Source organism: Algihabitans albus, assembly GCF_003572205.1.
GTDB classification, from domain to species: Bacteria; Pseudomonadota; Alphaproteobacteria; order Kiloniellales; family DSM-21159; genus Algihabitans; species Algihabitans albus.
In genome coordinates this window covers 487,795-507,783 of record NZ_QXNY01000005.1, presented here as the reverse complement: position 1 = coordinate 507,783, position 19,989 = coordinate 487,795, and the positions used below count along the sequence as shown (strand labels likewise).

Below are 19,989 nucleotides of genomic sequence, written 5' to 3'. Positions count from 1 at the left end.
TGGCAGACCTGGACAGCTTAGGGACACAGGCGTCATCATTCTTGCGCTATGCAGCCTAAAAATATCGCCGAAGTGCCGGATGCCGAGCAGCCATCCACTACAGCGGAGGCGCCGCTGCGGGGGCTTGCGGAGGATCATCCCGCCGGCCATCGCATCGCGGCCCACAGCCACGACACGCATCAGGTCATCCACGCCGCCAGCGGCATCCTGCGGGTGACCAGCGAGGCGGCGGTCTGGGTGGTGCCGCCGGGCCGCGCCCTCTGGATGCCGGCCGGACGCCGGCACGCCTTGCGCTGCCATACGTCGGTCGCCCTGCGGACGATCTATCTGCGCGAGGCGCCGCCCGGTTTCGGCAACCTTTGCCGGGTCTGCGGCGTGCCGCCGCTGCTGCGCGAAATCCTGATGCGGTTGGCGAGCGATCCGGCCGCCGCCGGCAACCCGCACCTGCGCGCGCTGCTGTGCGAGGAACTGACGGCGAGCGAGGCCCTGCCGCTCACCCTGCCCCAACCGGCCGACTCGCGGCTCAAGCGCCTGACCGCCAGACTGCTGGCCGATCCCCAGGACTCGCGTGGCCTCGACGCCTGGGCCGGCGAGCTGGGCCTGTCCCGGCGCAATCTGATCCGCCGCTTCCGGGCCGAGACCGGCCTAACCTTCCGCGAGTGGCGCCGCCAGGCCCGCCTGCTCGCCGCGCTGGAGCACCTTGGCGCGGGCCAGCCGGTCACAGCCGTCGCCTTCGAGGTCGGCTACGACAGCGTCAGCGCCTTCATCGCCGCCTTCCGCACGGCGCTGGGGACGACGCCGGGGCGGTACTTCGCGGACGCCGGACGAAGCGGATAGTGCGAAGCCGGCACCCTTCGACCGGCTCGGGCGCCGCTAACGTGCCGGACTTGCCGCCCACCGCAACGCCGCCTCCAGCATCGCGCGCAAGGTCGGCCGCAGCTCCGCCGCCAACTCTTGCCGATAGGCGAAGGGCGGGGTTTCCTCCATGTAGAGGTCCTGAGCCAGTTCCATCTGCAGGGCGTGCCAGCCCTCGCTCGGACGGCCATTGCTGCGCGTCAGATAGCCGCCCTTGAAGCGCCCGTCGACAGCCAGCTCGAAGGGGCCGCTGCGGGCCGCTGCGGCAACCGCGGCGATCAGCTCCGGCGCCGCGCTGCGGCCCTCCGGCGCCGCGCTGCGGCCCTCCGCCGTGCCGAGGTTGAGATCGGTCAGCCGCCCCTCGAAGAAACGCGGCACATGGCTGCGGATCGAATGGGCTTCCCAGAGCACCGCGACACCGTGCCGGTCGTGCAGGCGCTTCATCTCCTCGGCGATCTTGTCGTGATAGGGCTCCCAATAGGCGACCCGGCGCTGCCCGATCTCGGCGACATCCGGGGCACTGCCGGGCAGGTAGATCGGCTGCTCGTCGAAGGTCGTGACGGGACAGAGTTCGGTGTTGTTGGCACCGGCATAAAGCGCCTGCCCATCCGGGGCGCGGTTGAGATCGATCACATAGCGCGACCAGCGCGCCGCGATGATGCCGGCGCCCAGCTCCACCGCGAAGTGGTAGAGCTGGTCCACGTACCAGTCCGTGTCGGCCAGAAGCTGCGCCTCGGCCGTGAAGCTGGCGCGAAGGTCCGGCGGCACCAGGGTCCCGCAATGAGGGATGGAGACCAGCAGCGGCGTGCGGCCTGGGGCGAAACGGTAAACCTGGCTGTCGTTTTCCATAAACTCCCTTCGCGGCACCATCGTCTCGGCCCGCGAGAATGCTATAGGCTGAATCGCCGTGCCCGCCAAAGGGGAGTCCATCGCCATGCCCGACCAGACCGCCGCAGCTGCCGCCGAGAACCCCCGGCTCGACAACGCCCGCCGCATTCGCGCGCCGCGCGGCAGCGCGCTTTCGGCCAAGTCCTGGCTGACCGAAGCGCCCTTGCGCATGCTGATGAACAATCTGGATCCGGAGGTGGCGGAGAAACCCGAGGAGCTGGTGGTCTATGGCGGCATCGGCCGCGCGGCGCGCGACTGGCGCTCCTTCGACCGCATCGTCGCGGCGCTGACCGATCTGGAGGCCGACGAGACCCTGCTGGTGCAGTCCGGCAAACCGGTCGGCGTCTTCCGCACCCACGCCGACGCGCCGCGGGTGCTGATCGCCAACTCCAACCTGGTGCCGCACTGGGCCGATTGGGAGCACTTCTCCCGGCTCGATAAGCTCGGCCTGATGATGTACGGCCAGATGACCGCCGGTTCCTGGATCTACATCGGCAGCCAGGGCATCGTGCAGGGCACCTACGAGACCTTCGTGGAGGTCGGGCGGCAGCACTACGGCGGCGACCTGGCGGGCCGCTGGATCCTGACCGGCGGACTGGGCGGCATGGGCGGCGCGCAGCCATTGGCCGCGACCATGGCCGGGGCCAGCCTGCTGGCCGTGGAATGCCGGCCGAGCCGGATCGAACGGCGGCTGGAGACCGGCTACCTCGACCGCAAGACGGACAGCCTGGAGGAGGCGTTGGCGATGCTGGACGCCGCCTGCGCCAAGAAAGACGCCGTCTCCATCGGCCTGCTGGGCAATGCCGCCGAGGTCTTTCCCGAACTGCTGCGGCGCGGGGTCCGGCCCGATGCCGTGACGGACCAGACCAGCGCCCACGACCCGCTGCACGGTTACCTGCCCGCCGGCTGGTCGCTGGACGACTGGGAGCGGGCGCAGGAAACGGACCCCGAGCGCACGGTCAAGGCCGCCAAGGAGTCGATGAAGCTGCAGGTGGACGCGATGCTGGCCTTCCACCGCGCCGGCGTTCCGACGCTCGACTACGGCAACAACATCCGCCAGATGGCGCTGGAGATGGGCGAAGAGCGGGCCTTCGACTTTCCCGGCTTCGTGCCCGCCTACATCCGCCCGCTGTTCTGCCGGGGCATCGGCCCCTTCCGCTGGTGCGCGCTCTCCGGCGATCCCGAAGACATCTACAAGACCGACGCCAAGGTAAAAGAGCTGATCCCAGACGACCCGCACCTGCACACCTGGCTCGACATGGCGCGGGAGCGGATTCACTTTCAGGGTTTGCCGGCGCGCATCTGCTGGGTCGGTCTGGGACAGCGCCACCGCCTCGGCCTGGCCTTCAACGAGATGGTGGCCAGCGGCGAGTTGAGCGCGCCCATCGCGATCGGCCGCGACCATCTGGACTCGGGCTCGGTCGCCAGCCCCAACCGCGAGACCGAGGCCATGCTCGACGGTTCCGACGCCGTCTCCGACTGGCCGCTGCTCAATGCCCTGCTCAATACGGCCAGCGGCGCCACCTGGGTATCGCTTCACCATGGCGGCGGCGTCGGCATGGGCTTCTCCCAGCATGCCGGCATGGTGGTCGTCTGCGACGGCACGCAGGAGGCCGCCAGGCGGATCGGGCGGGTGCTCTGGAACGATCCGGCCAGCGGCGTGATGCGCCACGCCGACGCCGGCTACGATCTCGCCAAGGCCTGCGCCCGCGAGCAGGGCTTGAAGCTGCCGATGCTGGAGGAGGAATGAGCCAGCCGAGCCAGACGTCGGAGACAAAAGCCGCCCATCCGGAGATTTGGGACATCGTTTTCCGTAGCCGCGCCGGCCTGCGCCTCGCGGGAGAGGACCACGGCGAGGCGACCGCTCCGCCGATCCTGCTGCTCCATGGCGGCGGTCAGACCCGCGCCGCCTGGAAGGCGACGGCCCGCCGTCTGGCGAAGGCCGGCTGGCGGGCGGTCGCCCTCGACCAGCGCGGCCACGGCCAGAGCGCCTGGGCACCGGACCAGGACTACGCCATCCGCCGCTTTGCCGAGGACCTGCTCGACGTCACCGCCGCCTTGCCGCGGCGGCCGGTCGTCATCGGCGCCTCGCTCGGCGGCCTGGCCGTCATGACGGCCGCCGCCGTCGCGGCCAAGTCCGGTCAAGAGCCGCCCTTCGCCGGAGCGGTCCTGGTCGACGTCACGCCGCGCCTGCGCCAGGAGGGCGTGGAGGAGGTGCTGAGCTTCATGGCCGCCGACCTGGAGCACGGCTTCACCGATCTGGAGGAGGCCGCCGACGCGGTCGCCCGCTACCTGCCTCATCGCCCCCGTCCGCGCGACCTGGCGGGCTTGGCGAAAAACCTGCGGCGCGACGGCGACGGCCGGCTGCGTTGGCATTGGGACCCGGCCTTCGTCGAGGGACCGGGCAACATCCAGTCGAGCCTGGACGAGCCGAGCCTGGACGCCGCCGCACGCTGCTTGACCATGCCGACCCTTTTGGTGCGCGGCCGCCTCAGCACCCTGGTGACCGAGGAGGAGGCCGCGCACTTTCTGGGCCTCGTGCCCCACGCCCGTCTGGTCGACGTCTCCAACGCCGGTCACATGGTCGCCGGCGACCGCAACGACGTCTTCACCCAGGCGATTCTGACCTTCCTGGCCGAAGCGCTCGGACCGGTCTCAGCCTAGAGACGGGAGTGGCCTCAGGCCGGGTCGTCGGTGTCCGCTGCCAACGGCTTCTCCACCAACCGCCCTTCGCGGGCCTTGTAGAAGAACTGGCTGGCCACGAGCCATCCCTTCAGAGGCCGCAGGGGCGGAATGCAGGTCAGGAGCATGAAGGGCAGACTGGTGACGAGGTGCACCCAGTAGGGGGCCGAGAACTGGATCTCGATCAGGATGGCGAGCACGACACTGGGCACGCAACCGAAGCAGATGACAAAAAATGCGGGCCCGTCGGCGGGGTCCGCGAAGGAATAGTCGAGGCCGCAGACATCGCAGCCGTCGCGCAGCTTCAGGAACCCCTCGAAGAGCCGCCCCTTTCCACAACGAGGACACTTTCCCCGGATACCGGTGTGGACGGGAGATAGGCGGGGCCAAGCCTTGTCCGACGACATTGGAAACGCGTCCTTCGATCCCTTGCCGCCTGTGCGCGACAGAAAAGTATATGCAGTCAATTACCATACAATGTCGAGAGCAATATTGAGGACACGAGCGTCGCCGGGCTTACACGACCATGGACGACATGGCCGGTGGCTGAGCCAGAAGGTCCGCAGCGATCTGAAGGCTTCTTTCGAGCTCGGCACGACTGGCCGCGGCGCCAAGCCCCAATCTGACGGCTTCCGGCGGCGAGACCAGCGCGAAGGCGTCGCTGCCGACGACGCCGACCCCGGCCGAACGCAGGTGCGCCGCGAACTCGCCGCGCGTCCAGGGCTCCGCAAGCTGCAGCCAGACATGGAAGCCCTCCGGATCGGCCCGCGTCAGGGCCGGCGGCAGGATTTTGGCGGCGATCGACTGCCGCACTCTGGCTTCCCGGCGAATCGCCGCGAGGATGGCCGCGGCGGTGCCGTTCTCGATCCACTCCGTGGCCAGAGCGGCGGTCAAGGGCGAAGCCATGCCGGCCGTTGCCCGAATGGCCCCGGCGACACGCGCCGCAGCCCGGGCATCGGGGACGACCAGGTAGGCGATCCTGAGCGCCGGCGCGATACACTTGGCGAGCCCGGCAACATGATAGACCAAATCGGGTGCGAACGCGGCGAGCGGCGAAACGGACCGACTCGGCAGGGCACCGTAGGCATCGTCCTCGATGATCTTGACGTCGTGGTGGCGCGCAATGGAGACCAGGGCCTCACGGCGGGACAGCGGAAGCGTGGTCGTGGTCGGATTCTGCAGGGTCGGCGTGCAGTAGAGTGCCTTGGGCCGGCGATCCTTGCAGATCGCCTCGAAGGCGTCGGGGCGGATACCGTCAGCGTCGGCGGGAACTCCCGCGACTTGAATTCGCAGATGCGCCGCCAGCGAGCGAAAACCGGGATAGGTCAGCGCCTCGGTACAGATCGTCTCACCCGGCGCCGCCAGGATCCCGGCGACGGCCAGGAGCGCACCCTGCGCGCCGGGACAGACCAGGATCCGCTCGACGGCGACATCGGGCAGCCGGGGCGACATCCAGTGAGCCCCGGCGGAGCGGTCGTGACTCGTGCCGCCGGCTTCCTGGTAGCGCAGCAGCAGATCCAGGCCGCCTTCGGCTTCGAGGCTGGACAAGCCGTCCCACATCCGGGCGACGAGCTGCGGATCGTCGAAGCGCGGCGGCAGATTCATGCTCATGTCGACGAGACCACTGGCCGCCGAGGCGGCCTCGGCGCGGCGTCTGGCGCGCACGTAGGTGCCCCGCCCGACCCGACCTTCCACCAAGCCGCGCCGGGTCGCCTCCGCGTAGGCGCGGCTGACCGTGGTGAAATCGATCCCGAGCGCCGCCGCCAAGGCGCGCTGCGGCGGAAGCCGCGCACCATGCGACAGGCGACCGGAGAGAACGTCGGCGGACAAGGCGTCGGCGATCGCGAGATAGAGGGGCCCGGAGGCCTCGTCGATCGTCGGGCTCCAGGCCGCTTCAACGGCGGCAGCGGTCTTAGCTTTGGGCAGAGTATACATACATTTCTATTTTGTATGGATCGCGATTTGAAAGCAAGACCGGCGGACGCGCCTCTCCGAGCCGTACGGGCAGCCTCTCTCATAAAGTTAGAGTGCGATTCCCGTAAGGACGACCGCGCTCTAACCCTCGGCCTCGAAGCGCTCGGCGACAGCCGGATCGGCGTTGTCGGTCGTCAGCGCCAGGAGAACGATCTGAGAGTCCAGCGAGTCCGGGTGATCCAGCACGGCGTCCAACCGCCGTTCCACGACGTCCTTCTCGCGAAGCGACGTCGCCTCCGCGAAGTCCTGCGGTCCCAGGATGCAGTAGGCCAGGAGCTGGGCCGCGCCGCGCAACTCGTCGGGCCGCGCCGCCTTGCCGCCCTCGGGCAGCAGGCGCAGGACGGTCAGCTTGATCGAGTCCTGCAGCAACTGCGGATGCAGTCCCGCTTCGCGCAGCTCCACCTCCAGCGCCGTCAGCTGCTTGGACTTCCCGAAAAGACCGAAGAGACCGAACATGGCGTCCCTATTCCCACCTCTCTACGTCTCGCATCTCTAAACGATCGGTCCGCGATGGACCATCCTCAGACAGGCCACCCCTAGGCCGACTCTCCGGGCAGCAGGGTAAAGCCGACATCGATCCGGCGCTCGACGCTCTGTCCGGCAAAACGAGCGATCAGCTGATCCGCGGCCCGCTGCCCGATCAGCGAGCGGCGCGACTCGACGGTGGTCAGCGCGACCGGCGCCGACTGGCCGATCTGAAGGCCGTTGAAGCCGGCAATCGCGAGATTTCGCGGAACCTGCAAGCCTCTCGACATCGCCTCGAAGAGCCCGCCCATCGCCATGTCGTCGTTGGAGAAATAGAGAAGCCGCGGCGCCCGCTGCGACAGGATCCGCCCGGTCAGTTCGCGCCCGAGCGGCACGGAGGACTCCGCCTCGGCCGTCACCTCGGTCTCGAAATCGAGGCCGCTTTCCTGCAAGGCTGCGCGAAAGCCGTCGCGGCGGATCGCGGCGCGGTGGTCGGCGCCGATGTCATGACCAACATAGCCGAAAGACCGATAGCCCCGGCCGATCAGGTAGTAGGCCATGGACTTACCAGCCTGACGGTGGGAAATCCCGACCACCATGTCGGTGGGATCGCGGTCAATGTCCATCACCTCGACCACCGGAATCCGGACGCGCTCCAAAAGTCGCACCGCACGGTCGGACAGCCGGGTCGGCGCAATGACGAGCCCACCAGGCTGCCATCCCAAAAGGCTTTCGACGAGCTTCGCTTCGCGCGCGCTGTCGTAGTTGGAGATGCCGAGCACCGAATGGAAACCCGCCGACTGCAGCCGCACCTCCAGTCCGTTCAGCAGATCGGCGAAAACGCTGTTCGACAGGGACGGCAGGATCACCGCGATCTGGTTGGAAAGGTCCCCCGCCATTGCCCCGGCCAAGCGGTTGCGAACATAGCCCGTCCGGGCAATCGCTTCCTCGACCTTGGAGACGGTGGCTTGCGACACGTTTGCCATGCCGCGCACGACACGCGACACCGTGATCTCACTGACGCCGGCGGCCCCGGCCACATCGGCCAGCGTCACGCGCTCCGTTTTGTCGAGATGGATCGTCACGAGCCTTCCGATGCGCCCCCCGTCTTTCCGGCTGCAGCGCCAACAACCCTGGAATGTTAGCGTATAGCACAGATGGGCTCTGGCATTTTGCTATAAATCGGCTCTAATTGACAGCGCTGTCATTCATCTGGCAGTTTGTTCGAAAGAATAAGCCTTGGGAGGAACGTGCGATGCGCGTCTTGGTGACGGGAGCCGGTGGATTCCTAGGACGTCAGTTCGTCGAAGACCTTGCGCGCAGAGGCACCGTGAGCGTGAACGGCAGCGAGCGCAGCGTGTCGCGCATCCTGGTCTGCGACCTGGCTACGGAGCCTCTGGCCGACCTCGCCAAGACCTACGACATCATCCAACCCTTGGCCGGCCCGATCGACGGGCGCGAAACGCTCGCCGTCATCGCGGCAGAGGCGCCGGGCCTGGTAGTTCACCTCGCCGCCGTGGTTTCCAGCGCGGCCGAAGCGGACTTCAGCCTCGGCATGCAGGTCAATCTCGGCGCCACGCTCGCACTGATCGAGACGCTTCGCACCTTACCGGAACCGCCGGTCCTTCTTTTCGCCTCGTCGGTCGCCGTGTTTTCCTGCGCCGCCAACGAGATCATCAGCGATACGACACAGCCCCAGCCGCGCAGCAGTTACGGCGCGCAAAAGCTGATGGGTGAGATTCTTGTTCGCGACGCCAGCCGGAAGGGCTTCATCCTGGGCCGGTCGCTGCGGTTTCCCACCATCGCGGTCAGGCCGGGCAAGCCCAACAAGGCCGCTTCGAGCTTTGCCAGCGGAATCCTGCGCGAGCCCTTGGCCGGCTTGCCTGCGGATCTGCCGGTCGGCCCCGACCTTCGCCTGCACCTGGCGTCGCCCGGCAATGCGCGTTCGGCGCTGTTCCACGCCGCCGCCTTGCGCCAAGATCTGTTGGACGGAGAGACATCGATTACGCTTCCGGGCGTCTCGGTCTCGGTTGGAGAGATGCTGGCGACCCTCGCGGAGATCGCGGGAGAAGCCGTGGCCGCACGCGTTCGGCCGGTCCCGAATGCCGAGATCGGGGCCATCGTATCGAGTTGGCCCGGCGGTATCGAAACACCCCGCGCTCAGGCGCTGGGCTTTGCACCCGATGCAGGATTCGAAGCCCTGCTGCGGGCGCACATGGAGACTGTTTCAGAAGCGGCGTGAAACACGCCTTACACCCTAGGGAGGAAACCAAATGAAACACACGATTATCGGACTCGCCGCCGCGGCGGCGGTCGCCATGACCGGCGCCGCACAGGCCCAGAACAACATCACCCTGGGTCATACCCTGTCGCCACAGAGTCACTACGGTGTCGGGGCGAAGGCCTTCCTCGAAACCCTGGCCGAGGTCTCGGGCGGCGATTGGACGGGCACCGAGGCGCCCGCCGGCCAGCTCGGCGGCGAGCGCGACATGATCGAGGGACTGCAGATCGGCTCCCTGGATCTGGTCATCACCTCGACCGGCCCGTTGGGCAACTTCGTGCCCGAGGTCTACAGCCTCGACCTGCCCTTCCTGTTCCGCGACTACGACCATGCGCGCAAGACGCTCGACGGGGAGATCGGCCAGGAGCTGCTTGCGAGCATCGGCGAGCACAACCTGATCGGCCTGGCCTGGTCTGAAAACGGCTTCCGCCACGTCACCAATTCGGTCCGTCCGGTCACCTCCCCCGACGACCTGAATGGCCTGAAGCTCCGCACGATGGAGAACCGCGTGCACATGGCCGCTTTCGAGGAGATGGGCGCGGCGCCGACGCCGATGGCCTTCCCCGAGCTCTTCTCAGCCCTGCAGCAGGGTGTCGTCGACGGCCAGGAGAATCCCATCACCGTCATCAAGGCCTCGAACTTCTGGGAAGTACAGAACTACGTCTCCCTGACCGGCCACGTCTATTCGCCGGCGGTACTTCTAGTGTCCCCACTTCTGTGGGACGGCCTGAGCGACGAGGAGAAGGGCTGGTTCCAGGAAGCCGCTGCCGCCTCGGTCGCAGCCACCCGCGCCGAGGTCAACCGGCTCGAGGAAGCCGGCGTCGCCCTGCTGCAGGAGAACGGCATGGAGGTCATCACCGAGATCGACAAGGCGCCCTTCCGCGACCTCGCAGAGGCCTCCTACAGCGTTTACACCGACCAGTACGGCAGCGAGATGGTCGAGCGCATCAAGGCTGTCGAGTAAGGTCGGCCGTGTAAGGTCTTTCAGTTCGCCTTCATCGCCAGGGCACCCTGTTGTGCCCTGGCGTTCTCTTCGCGGCGCGCGAAACGAGGCGCCGACGAGGCGACATCGCTGATGGGGTGACATGAACGTCTTCCATAGCTTCGAACGGCAGATGACCAGGATCGCCCTGGCCTTCTCCATGATCTTCCTGGTGATCGCCGCCTCGCTGGCCATGTGGCAAGTGACCACCCGCTTCGTTCTGGGCCAACCCTCGACCTGGTCCGAAGTCATCACGCGTTCGGCGATGATTTGGGCGATCTTCATGGGAATCGCCGGAACCTACCGGCACGGCTCGATGATCGCGATGGAGATCGTCCAGCGCTCCCTGCCGCGCCGGCTCGGCCTGGCTCTGTTCCTGGCCGCCAACGTCCTGTCGGCCGTGTTTTTCGCAATCCTCTTTTGGCAGGGCTGGGGCATGACCGAGCGGGTGGCGGCCCAGAAGCTCGCAGCGCTCGAAGTCTCCATCGCCTGGGTCTATGCCGCGCTGCCGGTGGGATCGGTCTTCGCCCTGATCGCCATCGCCGGCTGCATAGCACGCGCCTGGTCAAGCCGCGACGCCGTGGCGGCCGTCATTCCTCTCGAGACGCCGCTCAGCTCTTCGGGAGACAGCCTGTGAACGTCGCAATCGGTCTCTCGCTGATCATCCTGATCTTCGTCGGCGTTCCCATCGCCATCGCCATCGGCCTGGCATCGGTCGTCGGCATTCAACTGCACGACCGCTTGCCGATGCTGCTGGTGGCGCAACGCATGTTCGCAGGCATCGACAGCTTCCCGCTGATGGCGATCCCGCTGTTCATCCTGGCCGGCAATCTCATGTCCGCCGGCGGGATTTCCCAACGGCTGGTCGATCTTGCCAAGGCGATGGTCGGCGGCATTCAGGGCGGCCTGGCCTGTTCCTGCGTGCTGACCTGCCTCATGTTCGCCAGCGTCTCGGGATCCTCCGTCGCCACCACCTTCGCCATCGGCGCGATCCTGATCCCGGCGATGGTGCGCCACGCCTACCCCAAACCCTTCGCCGCCTCCGTTCAAGCCAGCTCGGCCGAACTCGGCGTTCTGATTCCCCCTTCGATCCCTTTGATTCTCTATGGCGTCGCGACGGACACCTCGATCGGCCAGCTTTTCGTGGCGGGGATCGGCCCAGGAATACTGATCGCCAGTGCCCTGATGCTGACCGTGATCGTGATCTGCCGGATTCGCGGCCTCGGCTTTCAGGATCGCGAGGACCGGCCGAGCCTGCGCGCCGCGACCTTGGCCGCGCTGCCCGCCCTCATGGTGCCCATCATCATCATCGGCGGGATCTATCTGGGTGTCTTCACGCCGACGGAAGCGAGCGCCGCCGCCGTCGCCGCCGCGCTGCTGGTCGGCTTCGGCTTCTATCGCGAACTCTCCTGGCGCGACATTCCCATGATCCTGAAGCGCACGGTGATCTCGACCACCGCGATCATGCTGATCATCTCGGCAGCTGCCCTCTTCTCCTTCCTGATCGCCCGCTCGGGCCTGCCCAACGAAATCGCCGGCTGGTTCAACACCTTCTTCGAATCCCGTTTCGCCTTTCTGCTGGCCGTCAATCTCATGCTTCTGGTGGTCGGCATGTTCATCGAGACCTCGGCGGCCATTCTCGTACTGGCCCCGATTCTCGCGCCGATCGCGATCAGCTACGGGGTCGACCCGGTGCATTTCGGCCTGATCGTGGTGGTGAACCTGGCACTCGGGATGATCACGCCGCCGCTGGGCGTCAATCTCTTCGCCGCCTGCGCCGTCGCCCGAATCCCCGTCGAACGAATCATTCCGCAGCTGATCTGGTTCGTGGCGGTGGTCTTCTGTTGCCTGATGATCATCACCTATGTACCGGCCATCACACTGGCGCCGGTCGATCTATTCCTTGGGAGAGGCTGAGCGATGCCGCAGACGACGGACTCAAAGACAATCGCCTTCGTCGGACTGGGCGCGATGGGCCTGGGCATGGCGCAGTCCTGCCTGCGCGCCGGTCATCGCGTTCTCGGGATCGATCTGAACCCAGCCGCCGTGGACCGGCTGGTGGAAGCCGGCGGCGAGAAGCTGACTCCCGAGGGCGCGCGCGACGCCTCCATCTTCGTGAGCGTGGTGCTGAACGCCGCCCAGACCCGGGAGATCCTCTACGGAGAGTCCGGCTTCGCTCGACATCTGCCAAGGGGCGCAGTGATCGTCAGTTCGGCGACCGTCTCCCCCGACGATGCTCGCGGAAATGCGCAACAGGCCGCGCAGTTGGGCCTGCTCTATCTCGACGCCCCGATCTCCGGCGGCGCGGCGCGGGCGGCGCAAGGCGATCTCTCGATCATGGCATCGGGCAGTCAAGAGACCTTCGAGGCGGCCGCTCCCGCCCTCTCAGCCATGGCGCAGTCCGTCCATGACCTCGGACGCGAGGCGGGCGCGGGTTCGGCGATGAAGGCCGTAAACCAGCTTCTGGCCGGCGTGCACATCGCCGCCATGGGTGAAGCCTTGGCTCTCGGCATCAGCCAGGGGCTGGAGCCGGAGCGAATTCTGCAGGTCATTTCCGTTTCGGCAGGGACGAGCTGGATGTTCGAGAATCGGGCGCCGCGAGTGGTCGAAGGAGACTACGAAGCGCGCTCGGCTATCGACATCTGGCCGAAGGATCTGGGCATCGTGACGGAGATCGCCGAGAGCGCGGCACTTTCCACGCCAGTCGCCGGGGCCGCCCTCGCCCGCTTCCGAGAGGCATCCAGCAAGGGCTTGGGCGCGCTCGACGATGCCGCCATTACACGGCTCTATGCGGCCGAGGCTGGCCTGCCGCTGCCAGGGAGAAGCTAAATGCGGCTGGGATGTATCGGAGACGACTTCACGGGCTCCAGCGACCTGGCCAACACGCTGACGCGTGAAGGCATGCGCTGCGTCCAGTACGTCGGCGTGCCAAGGAGTCCGGCGGACAGCGGCGTCGAGGCCGGAATCGTCGCTCTCAAGTCGCGCTCCGTGCCGGCCGGGGAAGCCGTCGATCTCTCGCTGCAGGCACTCGACTGGCTGCGCGCCCAGGGCTGCACCCAGTTTCTCTTCAAGTACTGCTCCACCTTCGACAGCACCGACGCCGGTAACATCGGACCGGTCGCCGAAGCCTTGGCCGACGCGCTCGACGCCTCGAGCGTGATCGTCTGCCCCGCCTTCCCCGCCACCGGCCGGTCGGTCTATCAAGGCCATCTTTTTGTCGGCGACAGACTGCTGTCGGAGTCCGGCATGCAGAACCACCCGCTGACCCCGATGACCGACCCCGACCTTCGCCGTGTGCTCGCCCGGCAAAGCAAGGGCAGCGTCGGCCATGTCCCCTTCACCGTCGTCGCCGAAGGGCCGGACGCAGTCCGCGCGAGACTCGACGCCGAGCGGACAAAGGGCCACCGACTGATTGTTGCGGACGCCATCCGCGACGACGACCTCCGGATCCTGGGCCGCGCCACGGCCGACCTGAAGCTGATCACCGGCGGCTCCGGGATCGCGCTCGGCCTTCCCGAGAACTTCCGTGCCCGCGGTGAACTCTCGGCGAGCACCGACCCGTGGCAGGGCCAGGCCGGACGCGCCGCCGCCCTGTCCGGCTCCTGCTCGCAGGCGACGAGAGCACAGGTCGCGGAACATGCGCGCGCGAACCCTGCTCTGAAGCTCGATCCCGACGCGGTCATGGCCGGGCGGACAAGCGCGGAAGAGGTAGCGGACTGGGTGCTGGCGCAGGAGGGTTTGCCGCTGGCCTACTCCTCGGCCGATCCCGACGAGGTGCGCACCGCACAGGAGCGTCACGGCGGCACGGCGGTCGCCGCCGCGTTCGAGTCGCTGTTTGCCGAGGTTGCCAGGCGGCTGGTGACGGGAGGAATAACCCGGCTGATCACCGCCGGCGGCGAAACCTCCGGAGCCGTCGTCGAGGGACTCGCCTTGACCGAACTCGAGATCGGGCCGGAGATCGCGCCCGGCGTGCCGGCGATCCGGGCGGGCGAGAGCCTGACCCTTGCGCTGAAATCCGGCAACTTCGGGGCGCCCGATTTCTTCGCCCGCGCCGCCGCCGTCCTGGACGGCACGTCGTGAAGAGCGACAACCGCCTTCGCGAAGACATCTGCTTCTGGGCCAAGTCCCTGTTCGACCGGGGTCTGACCGGCGGCGCGTCCGGCAACATCTCCGCCCGAACCGAAGACGGTGGCCTGTTCGTCACACCCACCGGCTCGAGCTTCGGACGGCTGGATCCCGCGCGCCTGTCGCGCTTCGATGCCACCGGGCGCCACGTCGCAGGCGATCCGCCCACCAAGGAGATGGCGCTGCACGACGCCTTCTATCAAACGCGCGAGACCACCGGGGCCGTCGTGCATCTGCACTCGACCCATGCAACCGCTCTCTCGCTCTTGACCGATACCGACCCCGACAACCTGCTGCCGCCGCTGACCGCCTACTCGATCATGCGATTGGGCAAGGTCAAGCTCCTGCCCTTTTACCGTCCGGGCGATCCGGCGATGGGCGATGCCGTGCGCAGCCTGGCCGGCCGGCGCAGCGCGGTGGTGCTGGCCAACCACGGCCCAGTGGTGGCGGCGAAGGAGCTGGAGGCCGCCGTCTTCGCCATGGAAGAGCTGGAGGAGACGGCCAAGCTCGCCCTCCTGCTGCGTGGCGCGGGCACAGGCGGCCTGACGGAGCAGCAGATCCGTGAGGTCGTGACCGCCTTCGATGTCGACTGGGAGTGAGGAGAGAGAGTTCGATGCGCTTTTCCGCCAACCTTGGGTTCCTCTTCACCGACCGGCCGCTGGCGCAGGCGATCCAGGCAGCGGCAAGCGCGGGCTTCGATGCGGTGGAGTGCCACTTCCCGTACGACGAAGCCGAAGCCGATGTACGGGCGGCACTGACGGCAAGCGGCCTGGAAATGCTGGGCTTGAACACCTGGCCCGGCGACCGTGCCGCCGGCGACTTCGGGCTCTGCGCCCTCCCCGACCGCGTCGAAGAGGCGCGCGCCGCCATCGACCAGGCGATCGCCTACGCCGAAGCGATCGGCGCAAAGGCCGTTCACGTCATGGCGGGCCGGACCGGCGAAAGCGCGGAAGAGCGGCGTGCGGCCGACGACGTGTTTCGCAGCAATCTCGCCTATGCCTGCGACAAGGCGGCCAAAGTGGGACCGGAGCTGACCGTTCTGATCGAGCCGCTGAACCTGAAAGACGTGGCCGGTTATCACCTCACCGACTTCAGCCATGGGGCCGAGCTGATTGCCGCCGTCGGCGCGCCCAACCTGCGGCTCATGTTCGACGCCTACCACGCACAGATCATGGGCGGCGACCTGACCGCCCGCTTCACGCGCTACCGCGACCTGATCGGCCATGTCCAGATCGCCGCAGTTCCCGACCGGGGCGAACCGGGCGCCGGAGAAGTGGATCTTCTCTGGCTCTGCCGCTGGCTGCACGAACAGGGATGGGAGCTGCCGGTCGGGGCCGAGTACCGTCCGCGCGGCGCTACGACGGAGGGCAGCCTAGCCTGGCTGACGGAGTTCCAGCGGATCGGCAAGACCTCCTCCTGAGCGATCCAAGCCGGCGGCGAGCTACGGCTCTCACCCGGTAAAAGACGCTTCAACGCCGCCGCGGTGACCCGCCATCTTCCGGAAAACGGACGGTGTCGTTCCGTAGTGCCGTGCGAACAATCGCGTCAGGTGCGCCTGATCCGCAAAACCGCAGATGGCCGCGACGTCCTTCACCGACCTCCCGGTCTCCGCAAGCAGGCGCCGAGCCCGCTCCAACCGGCGCTCAATGACGTAGGCGTAAGGCGCGCTGCCCAGGCTGCGCTTGAAATGCCGTGCGAAACTCGAAACGCTCAGATTGACCTCGGCGGCCATCGCCTCGAGATCCAGTCCGTCTTGCAGATGGGCATCGATGAACTCGACGATGCAGCGCCGCTGTGCCGTCGTCAGCTCTCCGCTCCGCTCCCGCGGCCGCAATTTGATGGTCGCGTAGTTGCGGAGCAGATGGATCACGAGTTGGCGTGCAACGGATTCGACGTAGAGCGCCCCGCCCACACCGCTGTCCGCAGCCTCGGTGGCAATGGCGGTCATCGCGGCGGTTACAATTGGGTCGTCGGTCCTGAGCACATCGGCAAGAGACACATCTTCCACCGGCCGTCCCGTCACCTCGCTCGCGACATCGGAGACAAGATCGTGGGACAGGTAGACATGAGTCACCTCCACGTCCTCGGTCCAGTACCAATGAGACTTCTGTGATCGAGTCAGAAGCGAAACGGCGCCGGGCCCGCAGGTCGTCCGGCTCCACCGCCCGTCGAAACGACGCTGCATCGGCGTCACACCGGTACGGTAGGAGACGAGCATGAAATCACGCATCGCCGGGATTTGGACGTCCTGGCCTTTGTAAAGATAGGATCGAAGCGCGACACCTCTCCAGTCGAGATCGTCGCTCCTGGACAGGATCTTCCCGGGCACCCATTTCGGCAGGTCTTCCGGGGCGACCAGTTCCGCCATCGGCCCTCCTCCCCCTGTAGGGATTGCCGGTCTGTTTCCGCCGGCATTGAGTATTATGGTATATGAGACCGAGGCGTCTTGCAATTATGGCAGGTGCCGGCCCCAGTCGACACAGGTCCTGGCCGAGGTTCCGTGCCTGCGTTCCCTCTTCCGGTCCGCCACACTTCTTCCGGTTCGCCACGACTGCGCAGATCTTTCAAGAATTTGCCGGGATCCTTCAAGACCGCCCGCGGGGCACGCAGCTAGCCTCCTACAGCCGGGTGTTCCCACACCCAGGACCGGCCAGATCAGGACCGGCCAGATCAGACATGGCCGGCGGGCATAGGGAGGAGAAGGAACTGACATGACGACGGATCCAAGGGAGGCCGCTTCGGAGAACCGCGCGTCCGCGACCGAGACACTCGACGCGATGATCATCGGCGCCGGCGTCGCCGGGCTCTATCAACTGCATATGCTCCGGAGCCAGGGACTGAAGGTGCGGGCGTACGACAGCGCGTCGAACGTCGGCGGAACCTGGTACTGGAATCGCTACCCCGGCGCCCGTTTCGATTCCGAAGCCTACATCTACCAGTATCTCTTCTCGGAAGACCTCTACAAGGGATGGAGCTGGAGCGAGCGCTTCCCTGGGCAACCGGAAATCGAGCGCTGGATGCACTATGTGGCGGACAGCCTCGAACTGAGAAAGGACATCCAGTTCGACACGACCATCGCCGGGGCGCGATGGAACGAGGATAAGAAACGCTGGACGGTCCGAACGGCCGGCGGCGAGACCGTCGACACGCAGTTCCTGATCACCTGCTGCGGCATGCTCTCGGCCCCCATGAGCGACCTCTTTCCCGGTCAGGACAGCTTCAAAGGCCAGATCTTCCACACGGCGCGCTGGCCGCACGAACCGGTCGACTTCGCAGGCAAGCGCGTCGGCGTGGTCGGCATCGGCGCAACCGGCATCCAGGTCATCCAGACCATTGCCGGCGAGGCCGGAGATCTGAAGGTCTTCGTCAGGACACCGCAGTATGTGCTGCCGATGAAGAACCCCAAATACGGGCCTAAGGAAGTCGAGGCCTACAAGGATCGTTTCGAGGAGCTGAAAGGTACGCTGCCGCATACCTTCACCGGCTTCGAGTACGACTTCCAGCACACCTGGGCGGAGCTGTCGCCCGAACGGCGCCGCGAGATTCTGGAAGACGTCTATGCGGACGGGTCGCTGAAGCTCTGGCTCGCCTCCTTCGGCGAAATGTTCTTCGACGAGGCTGTAAGCGAAGAAGTCTCCGACTTCGTGCGCGAGAAGATGCGCGCGCGGCTGAAAGACGAGAAGCTCTGCGACCTCCTGATCCCCAAGGACTACGGCTTCGGAACGCATCGCGTTCCGCTCGAGACCAACTATCTGGAAGCCTATCTCCGCCCCGACGTAGAGGCGATCAGTGTCCGGGACAACCCGATCGAGCGGATCGTGCCCGAGGGCATCCAGACAGCCGACGGCAAGCTCCACGCGTTCGACATCATCGTCCTGGCCACGGGGTTCGACGCGGGAACCGGCGCATTGACCCGGATGGACATTCGCGGGCGGGACGGCCGCTCGCTGACGGAGGATTGGGGTAAGGACATCCGCACCACGATGGGGCTTCAGGTGCACGGCTACCCGAATCTTTTCACGACGGCCGTGCCGCTGGCACCCTCCGCCGCCCTCTGCAATATGACCACCTGCCTGCAACAGCAGACGGAATGGATCAGCGCCTGCATCGCCCATCTGCGCGCGAAGGGACTAGGGGTGATCGAACCCACCCGGGAGACGGAGGACCGCTGGGTCGCCCACCACGACGAAACGGCGGCGGCGACCCTGATCTCCAAGACGACCTCCTGGTACCTTGGCTCGAACGTGCCGGGCAAACCGCGGCGGGTACTGTCCTACACCGGCGGCGTCGGGGCCTACCGCAAGATCTGCGACGAGGTTGCGGCGAAGGGTTACGAAGGCTTCACGATGCAATAGGCGCCGGGTCGGCAGGACATCGTTCGGCGAGCGGTATCCTGCGATACAGGCAATCGAAAAAAGGTACAGGGAGGCGTGGCATGACACGTGGCTTCACAGAGACAGCGGATGCCATCTTGAACGGCACGGTGACCGGCGATCCTGCGGTCGCCGGCGTGGTGGCCATGGTCACCGACCGCGACCGGAACATCTACGAGGGTGCCGCCGGGAAGCGCGTGCTCGGCGGAGATGCCGACATGACGACCGACACGGCCTTCGCGATTTTCTCGACCACCAAGGCGATCACCGGAACCGCGGTTTTGCAGCTCGTCGAGGACGGCAAACTCGACCTCGATGCGCCTGCCAAGACCTATGCGCCGGATATCGGCAAGCTGCAGGTGATCGAGGGTTTCGACGCAGCTGGAGACCCGCAGCTTCGCGCGCCGAAGCGCGATGTCACCACCCGCATGCTGCTGCTTCACACCGGCGGGTTCGGCTACGACTTCTTCAACGAGACCTACAATCGTCTCGCGCAGGAAAAGGGACAGCCGAGCGTCATCACCGGTTCGAAGCAGGCGCTTATGACGCCGCTGCTGTTCGATCCCGGCGAAAAATGGGAATATGGAACCAACATGGACTGGTGCGGCCAGGTCGTGGAGGGGATCGCCGGCAAGCGACTGGGCGAGGTCTTCCAGGACCGGATCTTCGCGCCGCTGGGTATCGAGGACATGACCTTCGAACTCCACGACGGACTGCGATCCCGACTGGCCGGCATGCATGCGCGCGGCGACGATGGATCCTTGACGCCGATGGACTTCGAACTGCCAGCCGACCCCGAGGTTCACATGGGCGGCCACGGGCTCTACGGCACGGTGGGCGACTACATGAAGTTCATTCGGATGTGGCTCAACGACGGCGAGGGCGAACAGGGCCGGGTGCTGAAGGCCGAGACGGTGCGGATGGCGGAAAAGAACCAGCTCGGCGATAAGAAGATCACCCTGCTGCCCGGCGTGGTCCCCGCGCTCTCCAACGACGCGGAGTTCTTTCCCGGCCTGTCGAAGTCCTGGGCCTTCAGCTTCATGGTCAATGACGAGGAGGCCCCGACCGGCCGACCGGCCGGTGCGCTCGGCTGGGCGGGCCTGGCCAACCTCTTCTATTGGATCGACCGCAGGAACGGCTATGGAGGCTTTTGGGCGACCCAGATTCTGCCCTTCGGCGATCCCGTCTCCTTCGGTGGCTACCTGGATCTGGAGACGCGTTTCTACCGGCAGCTCAGGACCGGACTGGCAGCCTGACGGGCCTTGCTGCGATGCCGAGCGCGAAGTCGGTCAACCGAAAACCCGGTCAAGCTGTGCCGATCCGAACCGCACCACTCTATTCGTTTGGAGCTATCTCAATCGCGC

General features: G+C 66.6%; 19 protein-coding genes. 13 read left to right on the top strand and 6 right to left on the bottom strand.

What is annotated here, in order from left to right; genetic code table 11:
* Positions 1 to 48: 48 nt before the first annotated feature.
* Positions 49 to 837, top strand: a complete 789-nt coding sequence (locus tag DBZ32_RS16435) for an AraC family transcriptional regulator (protein ID WP_119168272.1) — start codon at positions 49 to 51, stop codon at positions 835 to 837.
* 36 nt (positions 838 to 873) lie between these two features.
* Here DBZ32_RS16435 and hutG read toward each other — a convergent pair whose 3' ends face one another.
* Positions 874 to 1,704 carry an N-formylglutamate deformylase gene (gene hutG / locus DBZ32_RS16430; RefSeq protein WP_119168270.1) on the bottom strand — a complete coding sequence of 277 codons (831 nt, stop codon included), beginning with the start codon at positions 1,702 to 1,704 and terminating at the stop codon, positions 874 to 876.
* A gap of 85 nt (positions 1,705 to 1,789) precedes the next feature.
* Here hutG and hutU point away from each other — a divergent pair, with 85 nt between their 5' ends.
* Together hutU and DBZ32_RS16420 are read left to right on the top strand one after the other, a co-directional pair.
* On the top strand, positions 1,790 to 3,493 hold the full coding sequence (gene hutU, locus DBZ32_RS16425; protein ID WP_119168268.1) for a urocanate hydratase: 1,704 nt from the start codon (positions 1,790 to 1,792) through the stop codon (positions 3,491 to 3,493).
* Positions 3,490 to 4,407, top strand: a complete 918-nt coding sequence (locus tag DBZ32_RS16420; RefSeq protein ID WP_119168266.1) for an alpha/beta fold hydrolase — start codon at positions 3,490 to 3,492, stop codon at positions 4,405 to 4,407. Before hutU ends, DBZ32_RS16420 begins: the two co-directional genes overlap by 4 nt.
* Positions 4,408 to 4,421: 14 nt before the next feature.
* On the opposite strand, the gene DBZ32_RS16415 is transcribed toward DBZ32_RS16420, so the two are convergent.
* The 4 genes from DBZ32_RS16415 to DBZ32_RS16400 all read right to left on the bottom strand — a co-directional run bounded on the left by DBZ32_RS16415 (position 4,422) and on the right by DBZ32_RS16400 (position 7,949).
* The gene (locus DBZ32_RS16415; protein ID WP_119168264.1) at positions 4,422 to 4,832 is read right to left on the bottom strand and encodes a DUF983 domain-containing protein; all 411 of its coding nucleotides are present in this window, start codon (positions 4,830 to 4,832) and stop codon (positions 4,422 to 4,424) included.
* Between the two features lie 109 nt (positions 4,833 to 4,941).
* Positions 4,942 to 6,360 (bottom strand): aminotransferase-like domain-containing protein, encoded by a 1,419-nt coding sequence (locus tag DBZ32_RS16410; RefSeq protein WP_119168262.1) that lies wholly within the window; start codon positions 6,358 to 6,360, stop codon positions 4,942 to 4,944.
* A gap of 120 nt (positions 6,361 to 6,480) precedes the next feature.
* Positions 6,481 to 6,855: a hypothetical protein gene (locus tag DBZ32_RS16405; RefSeq protein ID WP_119168260.1), complete on the bottom strand. Its 375-nt coding sequence runs from the start codon at positions 6,853 to 6,855 to the stop codon at positions 6,481 to 6,483.
* Positions 6,856 to 6,935: 80 nt separating this feature from the next.
* Positions 6,936 to 7,949 (bottom strand): LacI family DNA-binding transcriptional regulator, encoded by a 1,014-nt coding sequence (locus DBZ32_RS16400; protein ID WP_208539263.1) that lies wholly within the window; start codon positions 7,947 to 7,949, stop codon positions 6,936 to 6,938.
* A gap of 170 nt (positions 7,950 to 8,119) precedes the next feature.
* Between DBZ32_RS16400 and denD the strand changes: the two genes are divergently transcribed.
* The 8 genes from denD to DBZ32_RS16360 all read left to right on the top strand — a co-directional run bounded on the left by denD (position 8,120) and on the right by DBZ32_RS16360 (position 15,672).
* Positions 8,120 to 9,106 carry a D-erythronate dehydrogenase gene (denD, locus tag DBZ32_RS16395; protein WP_119168259.1) on the top strand — a complete coding sequence of 329 codons (987 nt, stop codon included), beginning with the start codon at positions 8,120 to 8,122 and terminating at the stop codon, positions 9,104 to 9,106.
* A 31-nt stretch (positions 9,107 to 9,137) separates the two neighbouring features.
* Positions 9,138 to 10,109: a TRAP transporter substrate-binding protein gene (locus tag DBZ32_RS16390; RefSeq protein WP_119168257.1), complete on the top strand. Its 972-nt coding sequence runs from the start codon at positions 9,138 to 9,140 to the stop codon at positions 10,107 to 10,109.
* Between the two features lie 121 nt (positions 10,110 to 10,230).
* Positions 10,231 to 10,764: a TRAP transporter small permease gene (locus DBZ32_RS16385; protein WP_119168255.1), complete on the top strand. Its 534-nt coding sequence runs from the start codon at positions 10,231 to 10,233 to the stop codon at positions 10,762 to 10,764.
* Positions 10,761 to 12,044 carry a TRAP transporter large permease gene (locus tag DBZ32_RS16380; RefSeq protein ID WP_119168254.1) on the top strand — a complete coding sequence of 428 codons (1,284 nt, stop codon included), beginning with the start codon at positions 10,761 to 10,763 and terminating at the stop codon, positions 12,042 to 12,044. Before DBZ32_RS16385 ends, DBZ32_RS16380 begins: the two co-directional genes overlap by 4 nt.
* A 3-nt stretch (positions 12,045 to 12,047) precedes the next feature.
* A complete protein-coding gene (gene ltnD / locus DBZ32_RS16375; RefSeq protein ID WP_119168252.1) occupies positions 12,048 to 12,956 on the top strand; it encodes an L-threonate dehydrogenase in 909 nt (302 codons plus the stop codon).
* Positions 12,957 to 14,207: a 3-oxo-tetronate kinase gene (gene otnK, locus DBZ32_RS16370; protein WP_119168250.1), complete on the top strand. Its 1,251-nt coding sequence runs from the start codon at positions 12,957 to 12,959 to the stop codon at positions 14,205 to 14,207. It abuts the gene before it with no gap.
* A complete protein-coding gene (otnC, locus tag DBZ32_RS16365) occupies positions 14,204 to 14,851 on the top strand; it encodes a 3-oxo-tetronate 4-phosphate decarboxylase (RefSeq protein WP_119168248.1) in 648 nt (215 codons plus the stop codon). The genes otnK and otnC overlap by 4 nt, the downstream gene beginning before the upstream one ends.
* Positions 14,852 to 14,865: 14 nt before the next feature.
* Positions 14,866 to 15,672: a hydroxypyruvate isomerase family protein gene (locus DBZ32_RS16360; protein ID WP_119168246.1), complete on the top strand. Its 807-nt coding sequence runs from the start codon at positions 14,866 to 14,868 to the stop codon at positions 15,670 to 15,672.
* Positions 15,673 to 15,702: 30 nt separating this feature from the next.
* Here DBZ32_RS16360 and DBZ32_RS16355 read toward each other — a convergent pair whose 3' ends face one another.
* Entirely contained in the window at positions 15,703 to 16,620 is a 918-nt protein-coding gene (locus DBZ32_RS16355) for a helix-turn-helix domain-containing protein (RefSeq protein ID WP_119168244.1), read from the bottom strand.
* 343 nt (positions 16,621 to 16,963) lie between these two features.
* Here DBZ32_RS16355 and DBZ32_RS16350 point away from each other — a divergent pair, with 343 nt between their 5' ends.
* Positions 16,964 to 18,607, top strand: coding sequence for a flavin-containing monooxygenase (locus tag DBZ32_RS16350; protein ID WP_119168243.1), 1,644 nt, complete (start codon positions 16,964 to 16,966; stop codon positions 18,605 to 18,607).
* Positions 18,608 to 18,687: 80 nt separating this feature from the next.
* A complete protein-coding gene (locus DBZ32_RS16345) occupies positions 18,688 to 19,881 on the top strand; it encodes a serine hydrolase domain-containing protein (protein WP_119168242.1) in 1,194 nt (397 codons plus the stop codon).
* The last annotated feature ends 108 nt before the right edge of the window (positions 19,882 to 19,989 follow it).

What these genes read in the sequence shown, in the direction of transcription:
- DBZ32_RS16435 (WP_119168272.1), top strand. Translation starts at nt 49, where the DNA reads ATGCAGCCTAAAAATATCGCCGAAGTGCCGGATGCCGAGCAGCCATCC.
- hutG (WP_119168270.1), bottom strand. Translation starts at nt 1,704, where the DNA reads ATGGAAAACGACAGCCAGGTTTACCGTTTCGCCCCAGGCCGCACGCCG.
- hutU (WP_119168268.1), top strand. Translation starts at nt 1,790, where the DNA reads ATGCCCGACCAGACCGCCGCAGCTGCCGCCGAGAACCCCCGGCTCGAC.
- DBZ32_RS16420 (WP_119168266.1), top strand. Translation starts at nt 3,490, where the DNA reads ATGAGCCAGCCGAGCCAGACGTCGGAGACAAAAGCCGCCCATCCGGAG.
- DBZ32_RS16415 (WP_119168264.1), bottom strand. Translation starts at nt 4,832, where the DNA reads ATGTCGTCGGACAAGGCTTGGCCCCGCCTATCTCCCGTCCACACCGGT.
- DBZ32_RS16410 (WP_119168262.1), bottom strand. Translation starts at nt 6,360, where the DNA reads ATGTATACTCTGCCCAAAGCTAAGACCGCTGCCGCCGTTGAAGCGGCC.
- DBZ32_RS16405 (WP_119168260.1), bottom strand. Translation starts at nt 6,855, where the DNA reads ATGTTCGGTCTCTTCGGTCTTTTCGGGAAGTCCAAGCAGCTGACGGCG.
- denD (WP_119168259.1), top strand. Translation starts at nt 8,120, where the DNA reads ATGCGCGTCTTGGTGACGGGAGCCGGTGGATTCCTAGGACGTCAGTTC.
- DBZ32_RS16390 (WP_119168257.1), top strand. Translation starts at nt 9,138, where the DNA reads ATGAAACACACGATTATCGGACTCGCCGCCGCGGCGGCGGTCGCCATG.
- DBZ32_RS16385 (WP_119168255.1), top strand. Translation starts at nt 10,231, where the DNA reads ATGAACGTCTTCCATAGCTTCGAACGGCAGATGACCAGGATCGCCCTG.
- ltnD (WP_119168252.1), top strand. Translation starts at nt 12,048, where the DNA reads ATGCCGCAGACGACGGACTCAAAGACAATCGCCTTCGTCGGACTGGGC.
- otnK (WP_119168250.1), top strand. Translation starts at nt 12,957, where the DNA reads ATGCGGCTGGGATGTATCGGAGACGACTTCACGGGCTCCAGCGACCTG.
- DBZ32_RS16360 (WP_119168246.1), top strand. Translation starts at nt 14,866, where the DNA reads ATGCGCTTTTCCGCCAACCTTGGGTTCCTCTTCACCGACCGGCCGCTG.
- DBZ32_RS16355 (WP_119168244.1), bottom strand. Translation starts at nt 16,620, where the DNA reads ATGGCGGAACTGGTCGCCCCGGAAGACCTGCCGAAATGGGTGCCCGGG.
- DBZ32_RS16350 (WP_119168243.1), top strand. Translation starts at nt 16,964, where the DNA reads ATGACGACGGATCCAAGGGAGGCCGCTTCGGAGAACCGCGCGTCCGCG.
- DBZ32_RS16345 (WP_119168242.1), top strand. Translation starts at nt 18,688, where the DNA reads ATGACACGTGGCTTCACAGAGACAGCGGATGCCATCTTGAACGGCACG.